The following is a 23,971-nucleotide window of genomic DNA, read 5'->3' as shown; positions in this document are numbered from 1 at the left end:
ACCGATCGGAAATACCTCGTGGCTGTACTTGTCGTCAACAGCGACGGTACACGGCGAGGAGGCGTTCGGTGTCTCATCCACTCGATGGCCGGCATCACTCCGTGCTCGTGATCGGCGCCGGCCAGGCCGGGCTGTCGATGAGCCACTGCCTGCGCGGTCGCGGGATCGATCACCTGGTGCTGGAGCGGGACTCGATCGGCCACGAATGGCGCGACCGGCGCTGGGACACGTTCTGCCTGGTGACGCCGAACTGGCAGTGTCAGCTGCCCGGATTTCCCTACCGTGGCGGGGATCCCGAAGGGTTCATGGGCCGCCCGGAGATCGTGTCCTATATCGAGCAGTATGCGAAGTCGTTCGACCTGCCGGTCGTCGAGGGAGTCGAGGCGACGCGGCTGCGCCTGACGCCGCACGGGTTTCTCGTGCGGACCTCGCAAGGTGACCTGACGGCAGACCAGGTCGTGCTCGCGACCGGGCCGTACCAGGTGCCGCTGATCCCCCGGCTGGCCGAGCGGCTGCCGGAATCGTTGGTACAGCTGCATTCCTCCCAGTATCGCAACCCGTCGCAGTTGCCGCCGGGTGAGGTGCTCGTGGTCGGCACGGGACAGTCCGGCTGCCAGATCGCGGAAGACCTGCATCTCGCGGGGCGCCGGGTGCACCTGGCGGTCGGCAGCGCGCCACGGGTCGCACGCCGCTACCGCGGCCGTGATGTCGTGGCGTGGCTGGACGAGATGGGCTACTACCGGCGCGGGATCGACGAGTTCGCGGACGCCGACGCGGTGCGGTTCCGGGCGAACCACTACGTCACCGGCCGCGACGGCGGGCACGATATCGACCTGCGCGCGTTCGCCCGCGAGGGAATGCGCTTGTACGGCAGGCTTTCCGGGATCGCTGGGGGCACGTTGCGGTTCCAGCAGGACCTGCGCGAGAACCTCGACAGCGCGGACGCGGTGTCCGAAAGCATCAAGAACTCAATCGATTCCTACATCGCGCAGCACCGGATCGCCGCTCCCGTCGAGGACCGATACGTTCCAGTCTGGGAGCCGGATGAGGAACTGGCCGAACTGTCGCTTTCGGACATTGGAATCTCATCCGTCTTGTGGAGCACCGGATTCGGCCGGGATCACCGCTGGATCGACATCCCGATCTTCGACGGCCGTGGCTATCCGACGCACGATCGCGGCGTGACCAGCTGTGAGGGCTTGTACTTCCTGGGCCTGCCTTGGCAATACACCTGGGGGTCGGGCAGATTCTGCGGCGTCGCGGCGGATGCGGAATTCCTCGCCAACCGCATCGACATCCTGCACCGCGGCGGCAAGAGCCATGAGGTCCGCTGGCTGGCCGGCGCGCCGCGCGGCAGCTACGAAAGCGACGACTGGGTCGCGCCCCGCACCGTCGCTTGACGGTTCCCTTGGGAGACAAGGACTTTCCATGGTATTCGACGCGCACCGTCATATCGGCGTGCTGCCGGCGTACCCGTTCTACGGCGGGCCGGCGGTCAACCCCGACACCAGGGCCCGCGCGACGGTCGCCGGGCTGATCGCCGATCTCGACGCCGAAGGCACCGAACGCGCACTGGTCATCCCGAACTACGGGGTGCCGGGTCCCGGGGTCGCCTTCGCCTTCAACGAACTCTGTGTCGAGGCCGCCCAGGTCGACGACCGGATCCGCGCCGCGCTGTGGGTTTCGCCGCTGCCGACCGACGTGCAGCGTACCGAGCAGGCGCTCGCGCTGGCGGCCGAACCGGGTGTCAAAGCGCTGAAGCTGAGTTTCCTCCTCGGCGGTCGCGCGAGCGATCCCGCCTGCCGCCCCATGCTGGACCGCATTTTCGGGGTGGCCCGCGAGCGCGACCTCGTCGTGCACGTGCACACCTCGCCCGGGGCGGCCTCGGACATCGACGAGGTCGGCAATCTCGTCGAGTGGTATGGCGATCACGTCGCCGTGCATCTGGTGCATTTCGGTGGCGGCATGAGCGGCCACATCAAGCTCGCCGGCTCCCGGTTCTTCGACTGGATCGAGGCGGGAAAGCGGGTCTACACGGACTTGTCGTGGGCCATCGGGTTCGCCCCCCGATGGCTGGCGGACGAGGTATCGCGGCGCGGCATCGGCCATGACCGGATCCTGTTCGCGAGCGACGAGCCCTGGGGCGACTGGGAAGGGGAGTACGCCCGGATGCGGGCGGCCACCGCCGACGGTGAGCTCTCCGGACTGGTGTTCCGGGAGAACTTCGAAAAACTCTACGGCTGATAAACGAAGGAGCTGGCATGCCCGAGATGACCGACCTTGAGCAGAAGAGCCTCGAGGAGATTCCGCACCCGGCCCTGCCGGAGGGGTCCACTTTGTACGGTGGGACCAAGGTCTTCCCGGACTACAAGGCGGAGAACGGCGAGACGTATTTCACCCTGGTACACGGCATCGCGCACGAATCCTCGGTGAGCTTCGTGGCGATCCTGCAGGCGACCCGGGCGCTGCGCAAGGGTTTCGAGGCCGCGATCTACTTCTATGGCCCTGGCTCGCTGAACTGCCTGGCCACCCGGGGTTTCCCGACGACGGGCAACGCGGCGTTCCCCGGCGAGCTGAACATCAACGACCAGCTCAAGACGTTCATCGCCGAGGGCGGCAAGGTGTTCTGCTGCCGGTTCGGCCTGTCGCTGCACGGCGCGCGGGAGGAGGACCTGATCGAGGGCGTCATCCCGACGCACCCGCTCGACGTGCAGGACGCCTTGATCCACTACGCCCGCAAGGGCGCCATCATCAACTCGACCTACATGTTCTAGGGGGCCGCAGTGCGCGTTGGCACCGAGCAGGACTCTTTCGAAGCCAGGGTGGACATCGCCGTCCGTGGCGTGCGCTGGGATGCGCCCGTGCGGCGCACCAAGGGCGCCGGGCCGAGCGATGACGGTCATCTGGTCGTCGACGGTGCCAACGCGGCGCTGCCCCTCAACCCGGAAAGCCCGTACACCGTCCGCGACGGACGGGTGTTCGACGGCAGGATCGACCTGGGGCTGTCGGTCGAACCGGTTGCGCGGCCTCGGTTTTACGACCTGAAGACCGCGGACGGCGTGCCTTATCAGCAGATCGCGCTGCTGCATGGCCGCGATGTCCTGGCCACGACGGTGGTGCAGACGTGCATCCGCTATGTCGAGGACCAGCGCTGCCGTTTCTGCACGATCGAGGAGTCGCTGCGCGCCGGGGCGACTGTCGCCGCGAAGACCCCAGCGCAGCTCGCCGAGGTCGCCGAGGCGGCGGTCCGGCTCGATGGGATCCGCCAGATGGTGATGACCACGGGCACAACGGCGGGTCCCGACCGCGGCGCGCGCCATCTGGTGCGCTGCGTACGCGCCGTGCTGGACGCCGTGCCGGGGCTGCCGATCCAGGTACAGATCGAGCCACCGGGCGACCTCGCTGTGCTGAGCGAGTTGGCGTCGGCAGGCGCCACGTCGATCGGCATCCACGTCGAGTCACTGGACGACGACGTGCGCCGGCGCTGGATGCCGGGCAAGTCCACGGTCCCGATGCGCGAGTACGAGGCCGCGTGGGACGAAGCCGTGCGCGTCTTCGGCCGCAACCGCGTGTCGACATATCTGCTGATCGGCCTGGGTGAAGACCCCGACGAGCTGGTCGCCGGCGCCGCCCGCCTCATTGACCGTGGCGTATACCCGTTCGTCGTCCCGATGCGCCCGATGCTGGGCACCCTCGCCCGGCGCGACGGCGCGAAGGCCCCGTCCGCGGCGCTGGTCAAGGACGTCACCCAGCGCGTCGCCGCCCTGCTCCGCGATGCCGCGATGGTTGGCGCCGACCAGGGTGCGGGCTGCGCCGCATGCGGTGCGTGCGGTGCGCTGAGCGCGGCGGGAGCCTGACGTGCGCGACGTACTGGCGATCCTCGGCGACCGGGTCAGCGTCGCGCGCCAACCGGCGTTTCAGGTCGAGCAAGCCGACGACCCGTCGACGATCGCCGCGTACCGAGCCTTGCGCGCCAACGTGTTCGTCGATGAGCAGGGCCTGTTCACCGGCCACGACCTCGACGAGCACGACGATGACCCGCGCACCGTGATCCTCGTGGCCCGCGACCGCGCGGGCGTGGTCATCGGCGGCGTCCGCCTGTACCCGGCGACAGATGGTCCAGACCTCGGCTGGTGGATCGGCGGCCGCTTGGTCGTCGCCCCGACGAGCCGTGGCCGTGTCGGCGCCGCCCTGGTGCGTGCGGCCTGCGCGTACGCGGAGAACGCTGGCGTGCTCCGGTTCGAGGCCACCGTCCAGACGCGCAACGAGACCATGTTCACCAGGCTGGGCTGGCAGCCGGTCCGCGCCGTGACCGTCGCGGACACGCCGCACGTCCTGATGCGCTGGCCCATCGGCCGCATCCAGGCCCTGGCCGACGCGACCAAGCGCGACCTCGGCTCGCTCCTCACCGGCCTGGCCGGCCCCGCCGGCTTCGTCGGCGACGACGGCGTACCCGTGCCCGGCAGTGATCTGGTCGCGGCCTGCGACGCGATCGTCCCGTCGATGGTCGAACGCGACCCGGACTGGGCCGGCTGGTGCTCGGTCCTGGTCAACGTCAACGACCTCGCCGCGATGGGCGCGCAACCGGTCGGCCTGCTCGATGCCCTCGGCGCCCGCGACCGGTCGTTCGCGAGCCGCGTGCTCGCCGGCTTACGGCGGGCCAGCGAGGCCTACGGCGTGCCCGTCCTTGGCGGCCACACCCAGTTCGGCGTGCCCGCCGCCCTGTCGGTCACCGCGCTCGGCAAGGCAGCGCACCCGATCCCCGGCGGTGGCGGCAAAACTGGTCACGCCATCCGCCTGACCGCGGACCTCGGTGGCCGCTGGCGCCCGGGATACGCCGGCCGCCAATGGGATTCGACGACGTCTCGCCGTACCCCCGAGCTGCGCGCGATGCTGGCGTCGGTCGCCCACGCCCGCCCGGCCGCCGCCAAGGACGTGTCCATGGCCGGCATCGCCGGCACCCTCGGCATGCTCGCGGAGGCCAGCGGTTGCGGCGCCGAACTCGACCTGGCGCGGATCCCCCGGCCTGCGGGGACAAGTCTGGGCGATTGGCTCACCTGCTTTCCGGGTTTCGCGATGCTGACGACGGACGGGCCGGGCACCAGCCCGCTCGAAGCCGGGCCCGCCATGTCTGTCGACTGTGGACGGTTGGTGTCCGGTCAGGGCGTGGCGTTGTGCTGGCCGGACGGGGAAAGGACCGAAGTACTCGCCGGGGGCGTGACGGGATTGGGACGGGCATGACCATCTTGCGGATGGCCGCGGTCGCGGCTCCTTTCGATCGGGATCTGGACGAGGACTTCGCCCGGATCGAACGGCTCATCGAGCAGGCCCGGGCCGACGGGGTCGGTCTGCTCGCATTACCCGAGGCGTGCCTCGGCGGCTACCTTGCCGACCTCAGCGGTGGCGCGGAAGGCCCACCGCCGCTGACACTCGACGGCCCGGAAATCCGGCGCCTCATCAAGCTGGCCGGCGAAATGGTCGTGGTCGCCGGTTATTGCGAGGACGCCGGTGATCGCCTGTACAACAGCGCGGTCTGTGTCAATGGCGACGGCGTGCTCGGCAACCACCGCAAGGTGCACCAGCCGTTGTCAGAGGACGCCAGTTACGGTGCCGGCCAGTCATTCGCCGCGTTCGACACACCGGTCGGCCGGCTCGGCACCATGATCTGCTACGACAAGGCCTTCCCCGAGTCGGCCCGTTCGCTCGCCCTGGACGGCGCCGAAATCGGCGTGTGCATCTCGGCGTGGCCCGGCAGTCGCACCAACCCGGCCGCCGACCTCGCGCAGGACCGCTGGAAGCGCCGGTTCGACCTGTTCGACCGGGCCCGCGCGCTCGAGAACCAGATCGTGTGGCTCTCGGCGAACCAGTCCGGCACCTTCGGCGCACTGCGGTTCGTCGCCAGCGCGAAGGTGGTCGACCCGGGCGGCGAGATCGTGTCCGACACCGGCGTCACGGCGGGGTTGGCGGTGGCCGAACTCGACGTGAAGCAGGCGCTCGAAACGGCGCGCCGTTCGATGGGACATCTGCGGGACCGGCGCCCGGAGGCGTATCCGGGTCTGGGCGCCGGCGAGGAAGAGCTCGCCGAAACGAGATACTAGGTTCCATGGGCCTCATCCGGATTGGTGCGGTGGCCGCGCATTTCGGCCGCGACCTCGACTTCGACCTGCAGCGCATCGGGACTTTGATCGAGCATGCGCGCAGTTCGGGGGCGTCTCTGCTGGTGCTGCCGGACGCCGCGCTGGGCGGCTACCTCGCGGACCTCCGCCATCCCGACCCGGAGGCCCTCCCACCGGCGCTGGACGTCGACGGGCCGGAGATCGCCAAGGTCGCCGCGATGGCCGCGGAAATGGTGGTGTGCCTGGGTTTCTGCGAGGTCGACGGCGATCTGCGATACAACTCCGCGGTCTGCGTGACCGGGGACGGCGTGCTGGGCCGGCATCGCAAGGTCCACCAGCCGGCGGGGGAGTCGGCGGCCTACGCGCCGGGAGAGCGGTTCGCCGCTTTCGAGACGCCTGTCGGCCGGGTCGGCATGCTCATCGACTACGACAAGACGTTCCCCGAGTCCGCCCGCACCCTCGCGGTCGACGGTGCTGAGGTGCTCGCCTGCCTGTCGGCATGGCCGACGAGCATCACGAACCGCGCGCCGCGCATGGCGCAGGACCGGCAGTCCCGGCTGTTCGACCTCTACGACCAGGCCAGGGCCGCGGAGAACCAGGTGGTGCTGGCATCGTCGAACCAGACCGGTGCCCTGGGCGGTATGCGGTTCCTGGGTCAGGCCAAGGTCGTCGGTCCCGGTGGTGACATCCTCGCGCGTACGTGGGCCAAGGCGGGGATCGCCGTCGCGGAATTGGACGTGCAGGCGGAGATCGCGACGGCGCGTCGCGTGCTGAAGCACCTCGACGAGCGCAAGCCGGAGGTCTACGGCGCATGAGGATCGCGCTCCTGAGTTACTCGACGAAGCCTCGCGGTGGGGTGGTGCACACGCTCGCGCTCGCGGAGGCGCTCGCCGCTGAGGGGCAGGACGTGACGGTCTGGACGCTCGGCCGTGGTGGCGACAGCGGTTTCTTTCGTCCCGTCGACCCGCGCGTGCGGCTGCGGATCGTGCCGTTCCCCGATCTCGACGGCGAAGCCGTCGGCCCGCGGATCCTGCGATCCATCGACACGCTGCGCGCCGGCTTCGAACCGGGTGCCTATGACATCGTGCACGCCCAGGACTGCATCAGCGCGAACGCGGTCGACCGCTGCGTGCGGACCGTCCACCACATCGACCATTTCACGACGCCGGAGCTCGCCGCCTGCCACGAGCGGGCGATCGTACGGCCGTACGCACACGTGTGTGTCTCGGCCGCGGTGGCCGGCGAGCTCCTCGACGGCTGGGGAATCACGGCCACCGTGATCCCCAACGGGGTCGAAGCCGCGCGGTTCGCCGCGGCGGCTTCCCCCGCGGCACAAGAAGAACGGCAGCGGTGGCGCGATCGCCTGGGCAGGTATGTCCTGTCCGTGGGCGGGATCGAACCGCGAAAGGGCTCGCTCGAACTGCTGGAAGCCTTTGCCCTGCTGGAAGAACGGGACGTGCGTCTGGTCATCGCCGGCGGCGAGACCCTGTTCGACTACCGCGACTACCGGACGCGATGGGAGAAGCGCGCGATCGGGCTGGACGTGTCGCCGGTCGTGCTGGGTGCGGTGGCTCATGACGAGCTTCCTTTCCTGATGGCGGCGGCCGGGGTCTTCGCCTTCCCGTCGGCGAAGGAAGGTTTCGGACTGGCCGCGATGGAGGCCGTGGCGGCTGGAGTTCCTTTGGTGGCAAGCGATCTGCCGGTACTGCGTGAGGTGTTCGGTGGGGTAGCCGGCTTCGGCTCGGACGCGCCGACCCTGGCGCGGGAGCTTTCACGGGCTTTGGCGGGACCGGATCCTGCGCGCCGTGCGGCGGGTGAGGCTCTGGCCGCTCGCTACACGTGGCGTGCGGCTGCGCGGTCCCATATCCAGCTGTACCACTCCCTGGCCTCCTGAGCGCCGGGGTTCCCCCTTTCTAGTGAACGTTTCCGGGACCGCCCCGGTTTTTGTCGGTGCCTCCCGGCATAGTGGTCGCAAGCTCACCAGTCGAGGAGGAACGAATGTCTATTGTGGATTTTATGTGGAAATTCCTTGTGGTCAAAGGAATCTCATGGTTTCGAGATCGGATAGCCCGCATCCGTGCCCGCGATCCGGTCCAGATCCATCGGGCGGATTCCGTAGCCGGTGAACCGTTCCACGGCGACCAGACCCTTGCCGATTTTGTCGCGGTAGTCGGCCAAATCGAGTCCTTCGAACACGGCCAGGTCCGGATGCGGTTCGATTCCGGGTTCGAACGCGGCCAGCAGCTCGCCGTGCTCAGCGAGAGTCAGGCGCGTCAGAGCGTTGACGTTCCAGTACATGCTGCCCGCGCGCCCACTGCGGGAAAGCGCGCGCATGATCTCGCGGTTGCCGCCCTGCCAGCCGTTGAACTCCACGGCGAGCACAGCGTCTTCGACAGCGAGCACCGTTACCCACGGCTCGATTCCGTAGCGCTGCCCCAGTTCCCGGGCGGATTCGCAGTGTGCGGGATCGCCACCGAACGCGCGGATCACGTCGTCGACCGTCGAGCCGGTCACCACCGTGACGGTCGCGGCGTCACCGAGCAGGCTTTGCCGAACCCAGCGGTAGGCCGCCTCCGGCTTCGGCCGGACGGCTGGTTCCGGTTCGCCACGCAAGCGGTGGCCCAGGCGGTCCGTGTGTTTGTGCACGATCTCGGGCGCGGCCGGGGCCGCCCACACGATCAGTTGGTAGGACTCGGTTTCGTCGCCCTCATCCCGGCCGCGTGCGTGCACGCGCAGCCGATACTCGCCCGGCCAGGGTGGCGTCTGCCGACGGAGTTGATCGGGCGCCGTCCCGTCGGGACCGACGACCGAAGCGAACCCGGTGGCAGCCCGCCAGCTCACTTCCACCACTTCGTCCCAGCCGTTCAGGTCCACCTGGTCCGGGGGCTCTTCCAAGACGCGCGACATCACATTGACCGCGCCATCCGCGATTCCGGTGTGGATCGCCGCGCCACCATCGACCACCGCGACCAGTCCGTTCGACGAGAAGTCGGCGGTCTCTGGAACGGCACCTTCGGTGAGCGCAAACCGATGCCCTGTAACGGGAATCGTGCCCGCAGCTCCCCGGGGGAGGCGGTATTCGGTGCGCTGCCTCGCGAACAGGGCTCCGGCGTAGGAGGGAGGCATCGGAAGATCGCGTAGCAATCGAGCTGTCGCGGCGAGCGCCAGACCGATCACGGCAGGCGGTTCGGCTCCGGCGATCGGTGCCCGCACCTGACCGAGCACCGCGGCGGCGGTGATCACTGCGAGTGCCAGGTGTGCGGCTCCGTGAGCGGCGGCGATGTCGGCTTCGCCGGTCGCGTCGGGGCCGGGGCGCAGCAGAGGGACGAGCGATTCGTGTCCCGCCAGTGCCGCGACGAGTTTCGCCACCAGAGTCGCGGCGCCGGGCGCGAGCTGGTCCAGCTGTCGCACCGCTTGGGAGACTTCGCTTTCGCTTCCGGTGGCCACGAAGGCGAACGGTCCGGAGCGCACGACCTCCGGCATGGTGCTGGTCAGATGTTCCGGCGCAGCCGGTGCCAGGGCGGCGACGGTGAGTTCGAGAGCGCCGAGCAGGCGTTCTGGCAGAAGGGAGCCCAGCGAGTCCAGAGCGGCCATCGTCGGTGATCGGCCCAGACGTCCGGCGCCGGAAACGGTGACCATCCGCATCCCGTGTCGGCGTTCACTGCGCGGAGAGTCGCCGGCGCCGAGGCGGCCGAGTTCGGCAGCCGGCGCTGGTGGGATGGCGGCAACGATCTGCGGCAATGCCTCGACCACAACAGCGGCCAGCGGGTCGAGCACGCCCTCGGGCACGGTGACCGGTAGCTCCGGAGCAGCAGCGGCCACCCGCGGCGCGACCGATGGCACTGAATGGATACCACGTCTATGAGGAGGAACGGCTTCGTTCATGAACGATCAACCCCCGTTTGTCGGTGACGAAAGCGAAGAGGAGGTTAGCGAAGAGGTCTGACACAAGCTCACGTTTGCTGAACCCCCGGTACCTACAATGGGCGCTTCAGGACCTCGGCACCGGAGGAGACGTGACCGGCGAAGGCGAGCTGATCGCAGGACGGTACCGGCTGGTGTCCCGCATTGGCCGCGGGTCGATGGGCGTGGTGTGGCAGGCGCGGGACGAACGCCTGGACCGGACCATCGCGATCAAGGCGCTGGTGCTCGACGACGCCGCGGACGACGAGGCCGCGCAGCAGGCAGTCCGCCGTGCGGTGCGCGAAGGGCGGCTGGCCGCCCGGTTGCGGCATCCGCACGCCATCACCGTGCACGACGTGGTCGAGCACGACGGGAAACCGTGCCTGGTCATGGAATTCCTGCCGTCGAAGAGCCTTGCCGCGCTCATCGCCGAACGCGGGCCGCTGCCGCCGCAGTACGTGGCGGATATCGGTCGGCAGGTGGCGTCGGCGCTCGTGGCCGCACATGTCGAGGGGATCGTGCATCGCGATGTGACGCCGGGCAATGTGCTCATCACGGCCGATGGCACGGCGAAACTGGCCGATTTCGGCATTTCCCGCGCGCTGGGCGAAGGCACCGTGACCGACCGCGGGTTCATCGCCGGAACTCCGGCGTTCCTCGCACCGGAGGTTGCAGGCGGGGCGGACGCCGTGTTCGCGTCGGATGTCTTCTCGTTGGGGGCGACCATGTACGCCGCCGTCGAGGGCGCGCCGCCGTTCGAGCGCGACGAGAATCCGTTCGCGCTGCTGCAAAAAGTTGCGCGAGGCGTGGTCAGGCCGCCGCAGCAGGCTGGTGCGCTCACGAGTGTGCTGGTCCGGACGTTGCGGCCGGACCCGGCCGCGCGGCCGATGATGGACGAGGTCCACGATGCGCTGACGGCAGTGGCGGCGGGAAAACCCGCGCCGCCGCCACGGGAGCCGACACTGTTGTTGCCCGGCCGCCGCAAGCCTTCGCGGCGCGTGGTTGTCGCCGGGGTCAGCGGGGCGGCTTTGGTCGCGGTCGGCGTGCTGATCGGAAGCCTGATCAACAACACCGACACCACGACCGCCGCGGGGCCCGGACCATCGGTCGCTTTGTCGACCTCGGCTCCGCCCAGTAGCAGTCCGACACCGGTGCCGGACTGCACCGCGGACTACCGGGTCACGAACTCCTGGCCGAACGGGTACCAGGTCGAGGTGACGGTCCGCGATGGTGCCGGTCGTGGTCTCACAGGGTGGACCGTCAGCTGGCAGCTGCCCGATGGCCATGCCATCAACAACCTGTGGAACGGCACGCTCGCCCGCGACGGTTCGACCGTGACCGTCACGAACGCCGGTTACAACGCCGTGCTCGCCGCCAACAGCACAACGAGCTTCGGTTTCGTCGCGACCACCTCAGGCGACGGCCCTGCGAAGCCGGATGTCAGCTGCACCAGCTCCTGAGCCGCGGCCAAGGCTCGGCGAACCCGGATCAGGCCAACGAGCACACTCCGCGTAGGTGCACCTGCCCGCGCAAGCAACCGCGGGCGCTCCACGTACGGGTGGCGGCGGCCACTCGGCGCGCAAGGAGCAGGCCGGCACGCGCCCGCAGCGGGCGCAGGCGGAGCCTAGTCCCGCCGCGGGTAAGCACCCAGCGATCAACACTTGACGGACGAGCAATACGTGGCCAAATGCCGGGCGGGCGAGCGCCAAGTGGCAATTGCCTGGCGGACGAGCACCGGACTGGCAAGCATCACGCGGCGAGCCCGGGGGAGCAACCGGCTGACTAGTACGGGACTGGCAAACGTCACGAGGGCAGGGACCAGGTGGTAACCGCCACGTGGGCAAGTGCCCTCGCGCAAGCACCAGGCGGAGTCAATGGCCAGACTGGCAAGCCCCGGACTGGCAAAGGCCAGACTGGCAAACACGGGCGGAGTCAAAGGGCACACAGATAAGCGTCCCGATCAGGCAGCCAGGCGCCCCGGCGGGCGAGGCGCCATGCGGTCATCGGCCTGGTGAGCACCACACGGCCGCCGGCCGGGCGAGCACCACAGGGCTACGGGCCTGGGGAACGCCACACGGCACCGGCCCGGCGAGGGCCGGGCCAGTGACCGCGGCGTCACTCCGGGGTGAGCCACAGCACGCCGGCTGGGGGGAGTTGTAGGACCGCCGACGCGGGCATTCCGTGCCAGGGGCCGGAATCCGCGTCGACCAGGCCGTAGTTGCCGACGCCCGAACCGCCATAGGCCTCGGCGTCTGTGTTCACGACCTCGCGCCAGCGGCCGCCGAAGGGGAGGCCTACCTGGTAGTCCCGGTGCGGGGTACCGGCAAAATTGGCCACACAGGCCAGTTTCGAGCCGTCCGAACCGTGGCGCAGGAAGCTGATCACGTTCCCGTTGGCGTCGTTCGCGTCGATCCACTGGAAACCTTCTGGGCGGCTGTCGGCGCTGAACAGGGCCGGCGACACCCGGTAGATGCCGTTCAGATCCGACAACAGACGCTGTATCCCAGCGTGCAGCGGCTGGTCCAGCAGGTACCAATCCAGCGACCGCTCCTCCGACCACTCCCGCCGCTGGCCGAACTCCCCACCCATGAACAATAATTGCTTACCCGGATGCGCCCACATGAACGCCAGCAGCGACCGCACGCCGGCGGCCTTGTTCCAGTCGTCACCCGGCATCCGGCCCCACAGCGAACCCTTGCCGTGCACCACCTCGTCATGCGACAGCGGCAGCACGAAGTTCTCGGTCCAGGCGTACACCAGCGAAAACGTCAACTCATTATGGTGATACGACCGGTGCACCGGCTCATGCGCGAGATACTGCAACGTGTCGTGCATCCAGCCCATGTTCCACTTGAACCCGAACCCGAGCCCACCCAGATGCGTCGGCCGCGAGACACCCGGCCACGCCGTCGACTCCTCGGCCACCATCACCACACCCGGGTGTCGCTTGTAGACAGTCGCGTTCAGCTCCTGCAGGAACCGCACCGCGTCGAGATTCTCCCGCCCGCCGTACTCGTTCGGCACCCACTGGCCCGCCGGCCGCGAATAATCCAGGTACAGCATCGACGCCACGGCATCCACCCGCAGCCCGTCGAGGTGGAACTCCTCCAGCCAGTACAGCGCGTTCGCCACCAGGAAGTTCCGCACCTCGTTGCGCCCGAAGTCGAACACGTACGTACCCCAGTCCGGCTGCTCACCGCGCCGCGGGTCCGCGTGCTCGTACAACGGCGTGCCATCGAACCGCGCCAGCGCCCAGCTGTCCTTGGGAAAATGCGCCGGCACCCAGTCGACCAGCACTCCGATCCCGCGCTGGTGCAACCGATCGACGAAATACCGGAAATCGTCCGGCGAACCGAACCGGGACGTCGGCGCGTAGTACGACGTGACCTGGTACCCCCACGAACCGCCGAACGGGTGCTCTGCGATCGGCAGCAACTCCACATGCGTGAAACCGGTTTCCCGCACGTAATCCGCCAGCTCGTCGGCCAGCTCGCGATAGCCCAGCCCCGGCCGCCACGAACCGAGATGCACCTCGTAGACGCTCATCGGCGCGTTCGTCCAGTTCGTCGCCCCGCGCTCGGCGAGCCACTCGTCGTCGGCCCACTCATACGACGACTCGGTGACCACCGACGCCGTCTTCGGCGGCTTCTCCGTCGCGAACGCCAGCGGGTCCGCCTTCTCGTGCCAGTGCCCGTCCGCGCCGAGAACCCGGAACTTGTAACAGGTTCCGGCCTCGATACCCGGGATGAACAGTTCCCACACACCCGACGAACCCAGCGACCGCATCATGTGTGACCGGCCGTCCCAGCCGTTGAAGTCGCCGATCACCCGCACCCCGCGCGCCGTCGGCGCCCACACCGCGAACGAAACCCCGTGCACCACACCATGCGCAGTGTCGTACCGGCGCACATGCGCGCCGAGCACATCCCACAACCGCTCGTGCCGGCCCTCGCTGATCAGGTGCCGGTCCAGCTCGCCCACCGTCGGCAGCCACCGGTACGGGTCGTCGAGCTCCGCGACCTGCCCGCCGTAGTCGACCTCGAGCCGGTAGTCACCGGGATTCTCGGGCACCGTGCCGGAGAACAGCCCGTCCACCACCCGGCTCAGCTCGAACTTGTGGTCCGCGGCCACCACCGTCACCGCGCGGGCATGCGGCAACAGTGCGCGCACCACGACGGCATCGCCGAGCGTGTGCACGCCCAGCACCGAATGTGGGTCGTGGTGCGACCCGGACAGCAACCGGTCGATGTCCGCGGGCGCCGGGGCGCCGTCGGGCAGTTCGGTCACGGGTTATTCGCCTCCTGAGCTGCTGGCCACCTCATGCGTGAGGTAGGCGATCGACGCGAGCGGCACGCCGAGCCATTCCGGCCGGTTCGCGTGTTCGTAGGCGACCTCGTAGACCGCCTTGTCCAGTTCCAATGCCCGCAACAACGAAGCGTGCGAGCGGGGATCGCCGATCGAGTCGTCGGCGTTCTTCGCGTAGCCGTCGCAGAACGCGGCACGGTTGCGCCGCGCCCATTCCAGGGCCCGCTCGGTCAGCTGCGGATCCTCCGGCTGCCCGACCAGCATCTGGTGCGCCGCATAGTCGAACGAACGCAGCATGCCCGCCACATCCCGCAGCGGCGAGCGCAGCGCCGACCGTTCGCTCACCGGCGCGGCCGGCTCACCTTCGAAGTCCAGCAGCAGCCAGCCGGTCACGGTGCGGAGCACTTGACCCAGATGCAGGTCACCGTGAATGAACTGCATCGGCACCGGACCGTCGGTCTCCCGTACGCGTTCGAACGCGGCCCGGAGCCCCGGCGCGTATTCGCGCAGCTCCGGAACCGATTCCAGCACCGAGTCGAGCCGGTCGTTCATCGCCTTGACCGTGCGGCCCAGCTCCTCGTCGTCCGCGAGCTGCTCGCCGAGCGCGCGCCGCAGGTCGTTGTGCACGGTCGCGACGGCTTGGCCCAGCCGCTGCGACTCGCCGGCGAAGTCCCCGCCGACCTGGTCGGGCGGCAGCTCCGGATCCGCCATCAGATCGCGGACGCTGGTGGTGGCCATGGCCCAGCCGTCCACGGCGTCCGTGATGAACCGCTGCAGCATGCCGACCGTGGCCGGCTCGCCGCCCAGCTCGCCGGTGATGCTGCCCAGCAGCGGCGCGACGTGGTCGGATCCCTGCTCCTGCAACGCCCTGTGCAGCCGGACATCCGGGTTCTCGCCGGGGGAGAGCTTGCGGAACAACTTCAGGATGTACTGGTTGCCGTAGACGATCGAGGTGTTGCTCTGCTCCGACGTGATCGGCCGCCCACGAAGCCCGCCGTGGACCTCCACACCGGGCTCCCGCGAGAACCGCAGCGATCCGACCTGCGCGCCTTCGGCGATCAGGTCGAGCAGCCGGCCGGTCACGTCGGCGTCCCCGCTCGCCTCGTAGCACGGCCGGCCTTTTTCGGTGCCGAGCCAGCTCGAGCCGAGGTACTCGGGCAACTGGGCTCTGCTCGCGATCAGCAACTGATACGGCGCGCTCCGCTCGTCCTGACGCACCTCGACGATCAGGTGCATCAGCAGCGGATCACCCTCCAGTAGCACCGTCGTGCCGAGCGGCCGCACACCGGTGATCGGGCGGTCCTTGCCGCCGAACCACCGTTGCGCCGGCAGCCAGCCCGGCAGTTCGCGTACCAGGGGCTCGATCAGTTCAGCCGGATCGCTCACCATCAGTCACCTCGCTGTTCACCTTTCCCAGCCTTCGCGTCCTCGTCCAGCAGCTGGAACCAGTAGAACCCGTGCCCGGGCAGCGTGAGCAGGTACGGCAGCTCGCCGATGTCCGGGAACTGCACGCCACCGGTCAGCTCCATCGGCGTGCAGCCCTCGTGCTCGGCCAGGTTCAGTTCGACCGGCTGCGGGAACCGGGACAGGTTGTTGACGCAGAGGACCACGTCCAGCACCCCGTCGGGGCGTACCCACGTGCGCTTGTACGCAAGCACACTCGGGTTCGACCCGCCGAGCTCGACGAACTCGCCCTCGGCGAACGCGTGGTGCTGCTTGCGCACCTCGATCATCCGCCGCGTCCAGTTCAGCAGCGACGACGCGCTGTCCCGCTGCGCCTCCACGTTCAGCGCCTGGTAGCCGTAGACGGGGTCCATGATCACCGGCAGGTAGATCCGGCCGGGATCGCACTGCGAGAAACCCGCGTTGCGGTCCGGCGTCCACTGCATCGGTGTCCGCACCGCGTCGCGATCTCCCAGCCAGATGTTGTCGCCCATACCGATCTCGTCACCGTAGTACAGGACGGGCGAGCCCGGGAGCGAAAGCAGCATCGCGGTGAACAGCTCCAGCTGGTTCCGGTCGTTCTCCAGCAGCGGGGCCAGCCGCCGGCGGATGCCGATGTTGGCCTTCATCCGCGGATCCTTGGCGTATTCGGCGTACATGTAGTCGCGCTCTTCGTCGCTGACCATCTCGAGCGTCAGCTCGTCGTGGTTGCGCAGGAATATGCCCCATTGGCTGTTGTCGGGGATCTTCGGGGTCTGCGCCAGGATCTCGGAGATGGGGAACCGCGACTCCCGCCGGACCGCCATGAAGATGCGCGGCATCAACGGGAAGTGGAACGCCATGTGGCACTCGTCGCCGCCGGTCGCCGGGTCGCCGAAGTACTCGACCACGTCGGAGGGCCACTGGTTCGCCTCGGCCAGCAGTACCCGCCCCGGGTACTCGTCGTCGACGACCTTGCGGCAGTTCTTCAGGAACTCGTGCGTGCGCGGCAGGTTCTCGCAGTTGGTGCCCTCCTGCTCGAACAGGTACGGCACGGCGTCCAGGCGGAACCCGTCGATGCCGAGGTCCAGCCAGAAGCGCAGGACGTCGATCATCGCCTCCTGCACGGCCGGGTTCTCGTAGTTCAGGTCGGGCTGGTGGGTGAAGAACCGGTGCCAGTAGAACTGGCCGCGCACCGGGTCGTAGGTCCAGTTCGAGGTCTCGGTGTCGACGAAGATGATGCGCGCGTCGGCGTAGCGGGAGTCGTCGTCGCTCCACACGTAGAAGTCGCTGTAGGGCCCGTCGGGATCCGATCGCGACTGCTGGAACCACGGGTGCAGGTCCGAGGTGTGGTTGAGCACCAGGTCCGTGATCACCCGGATGCCGCGCCGGTGCGCTTCGTCGAGCAGGTAGACGAAGTCCTCGACGGTGCCGAACTCGGGGAGCACCGCACGGAAGTCGGAAATGTCGTACCCGCCGTCGCGCAGCGGCGAGGCGTAGAACGGCGGCAGCCACAGGCAGTCCACGCCGAGCCACTCGAGATAGTCGAGCTTGCTCGCCAGGCCGCGCAGATCACCGGTGCCGTCGCCGTTCGAGTCGGTGAACGCGCGCACCAGCACTTCGTAGAACACCGCGCCCTTGAACCACATCGGGTTGCTCGGCGCCTGTTCGGCCGACTTGAAATCGTCGGCCTGCGGTTCGACCAGGATGCCTTCGGGGGTCATCGCTTCCCCCGTGTGCGGCACACCTTCCAGCCCGAGGGCCGTGTCGGGCCGGGGTTCTTGATCCATCAGCTCCACCTCGTCCCACCCAGATGCGGGTACGTTCCGATCACCCCCGCGTGCCTCGCCGACGCGGGGGTGCCTTGCTTCGCTCTTGTAGTCTTCAGTCGGCCAGTCGGCGTTGCAGGCTCACCACATGCGCTACCGCCCGCCACGGTTCGAGCCGAACGAAGTTCGCCTGTCCCCAGTCCCAGGTCTCGCCCGTCACCTCGTCGTGCGCGATCAGCCGGTCGTGCCAGCCGAAACCGAGCGAGGGCAGGTCGAGCCAGAGCGTGCCTTCCTCAGCACCGTAGGGGTTCAGGGTCGCGACGACGACGACGGTGTCACCGGTCGCGGGGTCCTGTTTGGAGTAAGCGATGAGCCCGCCGTTGTCGACGTGGTGGAAGCGCATGGTCCGCATCTGCTGCAGGGCCGGGTGCGCCCGCCGGATTGCGTTGAGCTTGGTGATCCACGGTTCGAGCGAGCGGCCCTGGGCGAGCGCATCCGCGAAGTCGCGCGGGCGCAGCTCGTACTTCTCCGAGTTGAGGTACTCCTCGCTGCCGTCGCGCACGGGCTGGCACTCGTACAGCTCGTAGCCGGAGTACACGCCCCAGGTCGGGGACATCGTGGCGGCGAGCGCGGCCCGCAGTGCGAACATGCCCGGCCCGCCGCGCTGCAGCGACTCGTGCAGGATGTCCGGCGTGTTCACGAACAGGTTGGGGCGCCCGACATCCCAGTGCTCGACGAGATCGACGCCGAACTCGACAAGCTCGTCCTTGCTGGTCCGCCAGGTGAAGTACGTGTAACTCTGGGTGAAACCAAGTTTCGCCAGGCCCCACAGCCGGGCGGGGCGGGTGAACGCCTCGGACAGGAACAGCACGTCGGGATGCGCGTCCTTGACCGAGGAGATCAGCCAGGCCCAGAAGTCCGGCGGCTTGGTGTGCGGGTTGTCCACCCGGAAGATCCGCACCCCAGCTTCGACCCAGTGCAGCACGACGCGGAGCACTTCGTTGTAGATGCCCTGCGGGTCGTTGTCGAAGTTGATCGGGTAGATGTCCTGGTACTTCTTCGGCGGGTTCTCGGCGTACGCGATCGTGCCGTCGGGCCGCGTCGTGAAGAACTCGGGATTCTTCATCACCCACGGGTGGTCGGGCGCGGCTTGCAGCGCGAGATCGAGCGCGACCTCCATGCCCAGCTCCTCGGCGCGGGCCACGAACGCCTCGAAATCCTCGAGCGTGCCCAGCTCCGGGTGCACCGCGTCGTGCCCGCCCTCGTCGGAGCCGATGGCCCACGGCGAGCCGACGTCGCTCTCGTCGGCGATGACGGAGTTGTTGCGCCCCTTGCGGTTCACCCGGCCGACGGGGTGGATCGGCGGCAGGTAGACCACGTCGAAGCCCATCCGCGCGATCCGGTCCAGCTCACGGGTCGCGGTGGCGAACGTGCCGTGCACCGGCTTGCCGTCGGCGTCCCAGCCGCCGGTCGAGCGCGGGAAGAACTCGTACCACGAGCCGTACGCGGCACGCTCCCGGTCCACCCAGATCCGGACCGGCTTGCCCTTGGTGACCAGCTCGCGCACCGGGTACTCGTGCATCACGTGCTCGACGTCGTGGGACAGCGCGGGCCCGATCCGTTCCGGCAGCAGCCGCACCGAGTCGCGCAGCCCGGCGGCCGCGCTGGCCAGCAGCGCGCGCTCGCGGCGCCGGTCCGGCCGGCGCGACACCCGGTCCAGCAGCTGCGCGCCGAACTCCAGGTCGTTGGCCAGTTCGGCGGCGGTCTGCCCGGCGGCGACCTTGACCTTCACGTGGTGCCGCCAGGTCGCCCACGGGTCGCTCCAGGCGTCCACCCGGAAGGTCCACATACCTTCGCTGTCCGGGACGATCACGGCGCGATAGTGGTCGAGACCTTCGCCGATCTCGGTCATCCTGGTGCGGCGGGCGACCCGGTCGTGGGGACCGCGCCAGGTGACGGTGGCGGCGAGGGCGTCGTGCCCCTCGCGCCAGACCGTCGCGGAAACCGGAACGTGCTCACCGACGACGGCTTTGGCCGGGTACTGGCCACAGCTCACCATCGGGGTCACGTCGTCGATGCCGAGCCGGCCTGTCATCGGCAGCGCCCCTCTCCTAGGAGTATGTATGGAAGCCGCGGCCATGCGCAGAAAGCGTGGCGGGTAGTCGCTACCCGATCGCGGACAAGCGCAAACCTATCGGTTGTCACTTTCTGCCGCCGGGCGACTCCTGTCCAGGGGCGCCGCACACTGGTAACGCAGGTGTCACCCGTCAGCGGGGTGCGCGCAACAGAAGCAACGCATGTGACGACAGGGTGAGCCGGGTGCCCGGTTCGAGTGGCTCGGACTTTTCCGGGCTGCCGTCGGGCGCGGTGGTGTCGAGCATCGGCTCGAACGACTCGCCGAACTCCTCGCCGGGCAACGTGACCTCCACCGGATCATCGCCGGCGTGCAGCCACAGCAACCACGAGTGGTCGGGGATCAATTCACCCTCCCGGGTGCGGGATTGGCTGTTCGATCCGTCGATCCACATACCGAGCGTGCGGCGGTCGTTGTCGAACCAATCCTTTTCGGTCATCTCGCCGGCGTCGGGCCGCAGCCAGACGAGATCCGCTTTGCCGGTGGGCGTGGTGCGTCCTTCGAAGAACTCGGGCTGGCGCAGCGCGGGGCTCTCGGCGCGCAGATGCACGAGCCGCCGGGTGAAGTCGACCATCGACTCGGCCTCGGGGCCGCCCGCCCAGTCCACCCAGGACGTCTCGTGGTCGAGGCAGTAGGCGTTGTTGTTGCCGTGCTGGGTGCGCCACAGGTCGTCGCCCGCCGTCATCATCGGCGTGCCGGTGGACAGCAGGAGGGTCGCGAGCAGGTTGCGGGCCTGGCGGCCGCGCAGCGCGTTGATCTCCGGATCGTCGGTCGGGCCCTCGGCGCCGTGGTTCCAGGAGCGGTTGTCGTTGCCGCCGTCGCGGTTGTCCTCGCCGTTGGCCTCGTTGTGTTTCTCGTTGTAGGACACCAGATCCCGCAGCGTGAACCCGTCGTGCGCGGTGATGAAGTTGACCGACTGCCACGGGCGGCGCAGGTTGTGGTCGTAGAGGTCCGACGAGCCCGACAGCCGGAAGGCGAGGTCGTCGACCCGGACCGAGCCGCGCCAGAAGTCGCGCACGGTGTCGCGGTAGCGGCCGTTCCACTCGGCCCACTGCGCGCCGAAGTCGCCGACGCGGTAGCCCTCGCCGGTGACGTCCCACGGCTCGGCGATCAGCTTGCAGCGGGACAGCACCGGGTCGGTGGTGATCGCGGTGAGCATCGCGGAGTCGCGGTCGAAGGCGCCGCCGTGCGGGCGGCCGAGGGTGCTGGCGAGGTCGAAGCGGAAGCCGTCGACGCCCATCTCGGTCGCCCAGTAGCGCAGCGAGTCGGTGACGAGCCGGATCACGGTGGGGGAGCCGGCCTCGAGGGTGTTGCCGCAGCCGGTGAGGTCGAACCCGGTGCCGCGCGGGCCGTGCAGGTAGTAGGAGGGCGCGTCGAGGCCGCGGAAGCTCAGCGTCGGGCCCTCGAAGCCGCCCTCGCAGGTGTGGTTGAAGACCACGTCCATGATCACCTCGATGTTCACCGCGTGCAACGCGGCGACCATCGTGCGGAACTCCTCGACCTCGCGGCCCGGCTCACTCGCGTACCCCGAGTGCGGGGCGAAGTAGCCGAGCGGCGAGTAGCCCCAGTAGTTGCGGCGGCCGGTGCGGACGAGGTACGGCTCGTCGGTGAACCAGTGCACCGGCAGCAACTCGACCGCCGTGACCCCGAGCCGCAGCAGATGCTCGACGACCACCGGGTGCGCCAGTCCGAGGTACGTGCCGCGCAGGTGCTCGGGGAGGAACGGATGCTGCTGCGTGAACCCCTTGACGTGCAGCTCGTAGATCACCGTCTCCTCGAACGGCACCTCGGGCTTGGCTCCGGTGTCGGGCCCGCCGTGTGAGCCGACGACCGACAGCGGGACGCTGCCCAGCGAGTCCACTTTGGACGGTTTGCCGTGCATCGGGTCGCCGACGTAGCCGAGCGCCGCGTCGAGGTCGGTCAGCGTGCCGCTGATGTGCGTGGCGTACGGGTCGACGAGCAGCTTGGCCGGGTTGCACCGCAGGCCCCGCTGCGGGGCGTACGGGCCGTGCACGCGGTAGCCGTAGCGCTGGCCGGAGGTGACGCCGGGGACCAGGCCGTGCCAGACGCCGAACGTGCGCTCGGTCAGCTCGACGCGCCGCTCGCTGCCGTCCTCGGCGATGAGGCACACCTCGACGCCTTCGGCGACGCCGGAGGTGACGGCGAAGCGGACGCCGCCCCCCTCGGGGTGCGCGCCCAGCGGGAAGGGGCGCCCGGCGAGGACGGGCGTGGCGGCTGACGGTCGGGTGGCCATCTTCCGATCTTCCCAGTCCGGTACGACATTCCGCACACGCCCAGGTCAGCTACGTCGTCCGGCTCCCGGCGGGGCCTGAGTGGCTACCCTGGAGCAAGAACCGGAAGAACTGGAGACGAGTCACGTGCGGACCGACGCGACGCAGAACCGCACCCGCATCCTGGACGCGGCGCGGGAGTTGTATGCGGCCGATGGGGTCGAGACCACGATGCGCGCGGTCGCCCATCGCGCCGGGGTCGGCATGGCCACGTTGTACCGGCATTTCCCCACCCGGGAGGCGCTTTTCACGGCGGCCTTCGAAGCGGAGCTGGCGCGCTGCGTCCGGCTGACCGAGGACGCGCTCGCCGATCTCGACGCGTGGCGGGGCCTGCGGACCGCGCTGGATCATGCCGTGGGGTCGCAGACCGAGGCCGGCAGCTGGGGTTTCACGAAGGTGTTCGCGGCGGAGTTCCCGGACGCCGGCGGGATGACCGACGGGCGGGCGCGGATCCTGCGCAACATCAGTGAGCTGGCACGCCGCGCTCAGGAGTCCGGGGACCTGCGGGCCGACTTCTCGCCCAGCGACCTGATCTTGCTGATCCAGGTGACGGACAGCCTGGGCGCGACCTCGCCCGCCGCCGCGCGCCGGCTGGTGGCGTACCTCATGCAGTCGTTCTCCGCCCGCACCGCGCCGTTGCCCGCACCGGAACCGATGGCGATGCTCGGCGTCAGCCTGGGCTGACGGCCGGATGCGAGAAATCCTTGCACCGGCGCTTCTCGGTTCTTCCCGATCGACCGGAATGGTCCGCTCCCGCTGCTAGCGTTTTCGGTGAAAGCGCCACCATTTGCGGAATGACTGGGAAAACGGATGACTACGCTTGAGAACACCGATCTGGCATCGAGTCCCGCGGAGATTTTGGCACGGTTGCGGGCGCTGCGTCCCGAAATGAGTGAGAACGGCGTCCGCAGCGACACCGACGGGACCGACGTGGCGCAGAACATGCGGCTGCTCGGTGAAGTGGGCGTGAACCGGCTCAACGTGCCGGTCGAGTTCGGTGGCCTGTGGCAGGGAGGCATGTGGGGCGGTCTGCGCGACGTGTCGGAGGCCCTGGTGGAGATCTCCGCCGCCGACGGCTCCACCGGGCAGTGCAGCGGCGCGAACTTCCTCGTCGCGCGCCAGCTGTTCGTCACCGATCTGCCGGACGCGACCAAGCAGCAGCTGGCCGGCGAAATGATCCAGGAGGGGCGGCGGCTGGTCTCCTCGGTCTCCGAGTCCGGTGGCACCGGCCGGGTGACCGGACGGGTGGCGCCCGGCGGGATCGTCGTCAGCGGCACCAAGACGTTCAACACCAACAGCGGTGGTGGCGGGCGCGACCTGCTGGTCGTCCGGCTCGCCCTGCTCGGCCCCGACGAGGACCTGGCCACCGCGACCCCGCACTTCGCGCTGGTCCGCCTGGACGATCCGAAGCTGCGACTCGCCCACGACTGGGACAACATGGGCCAGCGCGGAACCGACAGCCAGACCATCACCTACGACGACGTGTTCGTGCCCGACGGCTGGCACTGCGCCCCGCCCGCGGTGGATCCGTATTTCGTGGGTGCCGTCATGCTGGCCAACGGGACGTTGCTGCAGGGTATTGGAGAGGGCGCGTTCGACGCGGCGATCGAGTACCTGCGGACGGTCAACCGGGCCACCATGCCGCGCTATGCCTCCGCGCAGGAGGACCCGCTGATGCACCGTCAGCTGGGTGAGATGTCCGGCGAACTGGCCGCGGCGCGGGCGCTGCTGCTGAGCGTGGCCGCGGAAATCGAGGCGACGGCGGGCACCCCGGAGGAGGCGAGTGCGCGCGGCGTCCAGGCGAACGTCATGAGCACCCGGGCCAGCCTGGACGTGTCGACGCGGATCTTCGATCTGACCGGCGCCCGCAGCACCGCCAACCGGTACCGGCTCGACCGGTTCTGGCGCAACGCCAGGACGTTCGCCACCCACGAGGCGATCGACATGAAGAACGCGTTCGTCGGCGACTACGAGATCACCGGCAAGTTCCCGAATATCCCGGAATACATCCGGCTCTGAACCGGGCGCCGG

Annotated in this window: 17 protein-coding genes; 11 read left to right on the top strand and 6 right to left on the bottom strand. The window is 69.0% G+C overall.

Going from position 1 to position 23,971, the window contains the following annotated elements:
* Positions 1-68: 68 nt before the first annotated feature.
* Genes LOZ83_RS30105 through LOZ83_RS30070 form a run of 8 tightly spaced genes read left to right on the top strand, consistent with a single transcriptional unit; the run spans position 69 to position 8,010 of the window.
* Entirely contained in the window at positions 69-1,400 is a 1,332-nt protein-coding gene (locus LOZ83_RS30105) for an MSMEG_0569 family flavin-dependent oxidoreductase (protein ID WP_236795116.1), read from the top strand.
* Between the two features lie 28 nt (positions 1,401-1,428).
* Complete coding sequence (locus LOZ83_RS30100) at positions 1,429-2,244, top strand: amidohydrolase family protein (protein WP_236795115.1); 816 nt, start codon at positions 1,429-1,431, stop codon at positions 2,242-2,244.
* Between the two features lie 17 nt (positions 2,245-2,261).
* Positions 2,262-2,774 (top strand): MSMEG_0572/Sll0783 family nitrogen starvation response protein, encoded by a 513-nt coding sequence (locus LOZ83_RS30095; protein ID WP_236795114.1) that lies wholly within the window; start codon positions 2,262-2,264, stop codon positions 2,772-2,774.
* Positions 2,775-2,822: 48 nt separating this feature from the next.
* Positions 2,823-3,857, top strand: a complete 1,035-nt coding sequence (locus tag LOZ83_RS30090) for an MSMEG_0568 family radical SAM protein (protein ID WP_236795113.1) — start codon at positions 2,823-2,825, stop codon at positions 3,855-3,857.
* 1 nt (position 3,858) lies between these two features.
* Positions 3,859-5,241: an MSMEG_0567/sll0787 family protein gene (locus LOZ83_RS30085; RefSeq protein ID WP_236795112.1), complete on the top strand. Its 1,383-nt coding sequence runs from the start codon at positions 3,859-3,861 to the stop codon at positions 5,239-5,241.
* Positions 5,238-6,098: a carbon-nitrogen hydrolase family protein gene (locus LOZ83_RS30080; protein ID WP_236795111.1), complete on the top strand. Its 861-nt coding sequence runs from the start codon at positions 5,238-5,240 to the stop codon at positions 6,096-6,098. The genes LOZ83_RS30085 and LOZ83_RS30080 overlap by 4 nt, the downstream gene beginning before the upstream one ends.
* 5 nt (positions 6,099-6,103) lie before the next feature.
* On the top strand, positions 6,104-6,931 hold the full coding sequence (locus tag LOZ83_RS30075; protein WP_236795110.1) for a carbon-nitrogen hydrolase family protein: 828 nt from the start codon (positions 6,104-6,106) through the stop codon (positions 6,929-6,931).
* Positions 6,928-8,010 (top strand): MSMEG_0565 family glycosyltransferase, encoded by a 1,083-nt coding sequence (locus LOZ83_RS30070; RefSeq protein WP_236795109.1) that lies wholly within the window; start codon positions 6,928-6,930, stop codon positions 8,008-8,010. Before LOZ83_RS30075 ends, LOZ83_RS30070 begins: the two co-directional genes overlap by 4 nt.
* A gap of 152 nt (positions 8,011-8,162) precedes the next feature.
* On the opposite strand, the gene LOZ83_RS30065 is transcribed toward LOZ83_RS30070, so the two are convergent.
* Positions 8,163-10,001, bottom strand: a complete 1,839-nt coding sequence (locus LOZ83_RS30065) for a DUF6461 domain-containing protein (protein ID WP_236795108.1) — start codon at positions 9,999-10,001, stop codon at positions 8,163-8,165.
* Between the two features lie 74 nt (positions 10,002-10,075).
* Here LOZ83_RS30065 and LOZ83_RS30060 point away from each other — a divergent pair, with 74 nt between their 5' ends.
* The gene (locus LOZ83_RS30060; RefSeq protein ID WP_255825773.1) at positions 10,076-11,479 is read left to right on the top strand and encodes a protein kinase; all 1,404 of its coding nucleotides are present in this window, start codon (positions 10,076-10,078) and stop codon (positions 11,477-11,479) included.
* A 655-nt stretch (positions 11,480-12,134) separates the two neighbouring features.
* Here LOZ83_RS30060 and glgB read toward each other — a convergent pair.
* From glgB to glgX, 5 genes are all read right to left on the bottom strand, one after another.
* Positions 12,135-14,306: a 1,4-alpha-glucan branching protein GlgB gene (gene glgB, locus LOZ83_RS30055; protein ID WP_236795107.1), complete on the bottom strand. Its 2,172-nt coding sequence runs from the start codon at positions 14,304-14,306 to the stop codon at positions 12,135-12,137.
* A gap of 3 nt (positions 14,307-14,309) precedes the next feature.
* Positions 14,310-15,710, bottom strand: a complete 1,401-nt coding sequence (locus LOZ83_RS30050) for an aminoglycoside phosphotransferase (RefSeq protein ID WP_236795106.1) — start codon at positions 15,708-15,710, stop codon at positions 14,310-14,312.
* A gap of 2 nt (positions 15,711-15,712) precedes the next feature.
* Positions 15,713-17,536 (bottom strand): maltose alpha-D-glucosyltransferase, encoded by a 1,824-nt coding sequence (gene treS / locus LOZ83_RS30045; protein WP_236795104.1) that lies wholly within the window; start codon positions 17,534-17,536, stop codon positions 15,713-15,715.
* 94 nt (positions 17,537-17,630) lie between these two features.
* Complete coding sequence (locus LOZ83_RS30040) at positions 17,631-19,610, bottom strand: alpha-1,4-glucan--maltose-1-phosphate maltosyltransferase (RefSeq protein ID WP_236795102.1); 1,980 nt, start codon at positions 19,608-19,610, stop codon at positions 17,631-17,633.
* 172 nt (positions 19,611-19,782) lie between these two features.
* Positions 19,783-21,903, bottom strand: coding sequence for a glycogen debranching protein GlgX (gene glgX, locus LOZ83_RS30035; protein WP_236795101.1), 2,121 nt, complete (start codon positions 21,901-21,903; stop codon positions 19,783-19,785).
* Positions 21,904-21,982: 79 nt separating this feature from the next.
* On the opposite strand from glgX, the gene LOZ83_RS30030 reads away from it, so the two are divergent.
* Positions 21,983-22,624, top strand: a complete 642-nt coding sequence (locus LOZ83_RS30030) for a TetR/AcrR family transcriptional regulator (protein WP_236795099.1) — start codon at positions 21,983-21,985, stop codon at positions 22,622-22,624.
* 126 nt (positions 22,625-22,750) lie between these two features.
* Positions 22,751-23,959, top strand: a complete 1,209-nt coding sequence (locus tag LOZ83_RS30025; protein ID WP_236795098.1) for an acyl-CoA dehydrogenase family protein — start codon at positions 22,751-22,753, stop codon at positions 23,957-23,959.
* Positions 23,960-23,971 lie beyond the last annotated feature (12 nt).

Source organism: Amycolatopsis sp. GM8 (assembly GCF_021653975.1).
Taxonomy (GTDB): domain Bacteria; phylum Actinomycetota; class Actinomycetes; order Mycobacteriales; family Pseudonocardiaceae; genus Amycolatopsis_E.
This window is presented reverse-complemented; position numbering and strand designations above follow the sequence as displayed.

Coding starts and splice junctions, on each gene's coding strand:
- LOZ83_RS30100 (WP_236795115.1), top strand. CDS start 1,429: ATGGTATTCGACGCGCACCGTCATATCGGCGTGCTGCCGGCGTACCCG.
- LOZ83_RS30095 (WP_236795114.1), top strand. CDS start 2,262: ATGCCCGAGATGACCGACCTTGAGCAGAAGAGCCTCGAGGAGATTCCG.
- LOZ83_RS30080 (WP_236795111.1), top strand. CDS start 5,238: ATGACCATCTTGCGGATGGCCGCGGTCGCGGCTCCTTTCGATCGGGAT.
- LOZ83_RS30075 (WP_236795110.1), top strand. CDS start 6,104: ATGGGCCTCATCCGGATTGGTGCGGTGGCCGCGCATTTCGGCCGCGAC.
- LOZ83_RS30070 (WP_236795109.1), top strand. CDS start 6,928: ATGAGGATCGCGCTCCTGAGTTACTCGACGAAGCCTCGCGGTGGGGTG.
- LOZ83_RS30065 (WP_236795108.1), bottom strand. CDS start 10,001: ATGAACGAAGCCGTTCCTCCTCATAGACGTGGTATCCATTCAGTGCCA.
- treS (WP_236795104.1), bottom strand. CDS start 17,536: ATGGATCAAGAACCCCGGCCCGACACGGCCCTCGGGCTGGAAGGTGTG.
- LOZ83_RS30040 (WP_236795102.1), bottom strand. CDS start 19,610: ATGACAGGCCGGCTCGGCATCGACGACGTGACCCCGATGGTGAGCTGT.
- glgX (WP_236795101.1), bottom strand. CDS start 21,903: ATGGCCACCCGACCGTCAGCCGCCACGCCCGTCCTCGCCGGGCGCCCC.
- LOZ83_RS30025 (WP_236795098.1), top strand. CDS start 22,751: ATGACTACGCTTGAGAACACCGATCTGGCATCGAGTCCCGCGGAGATT.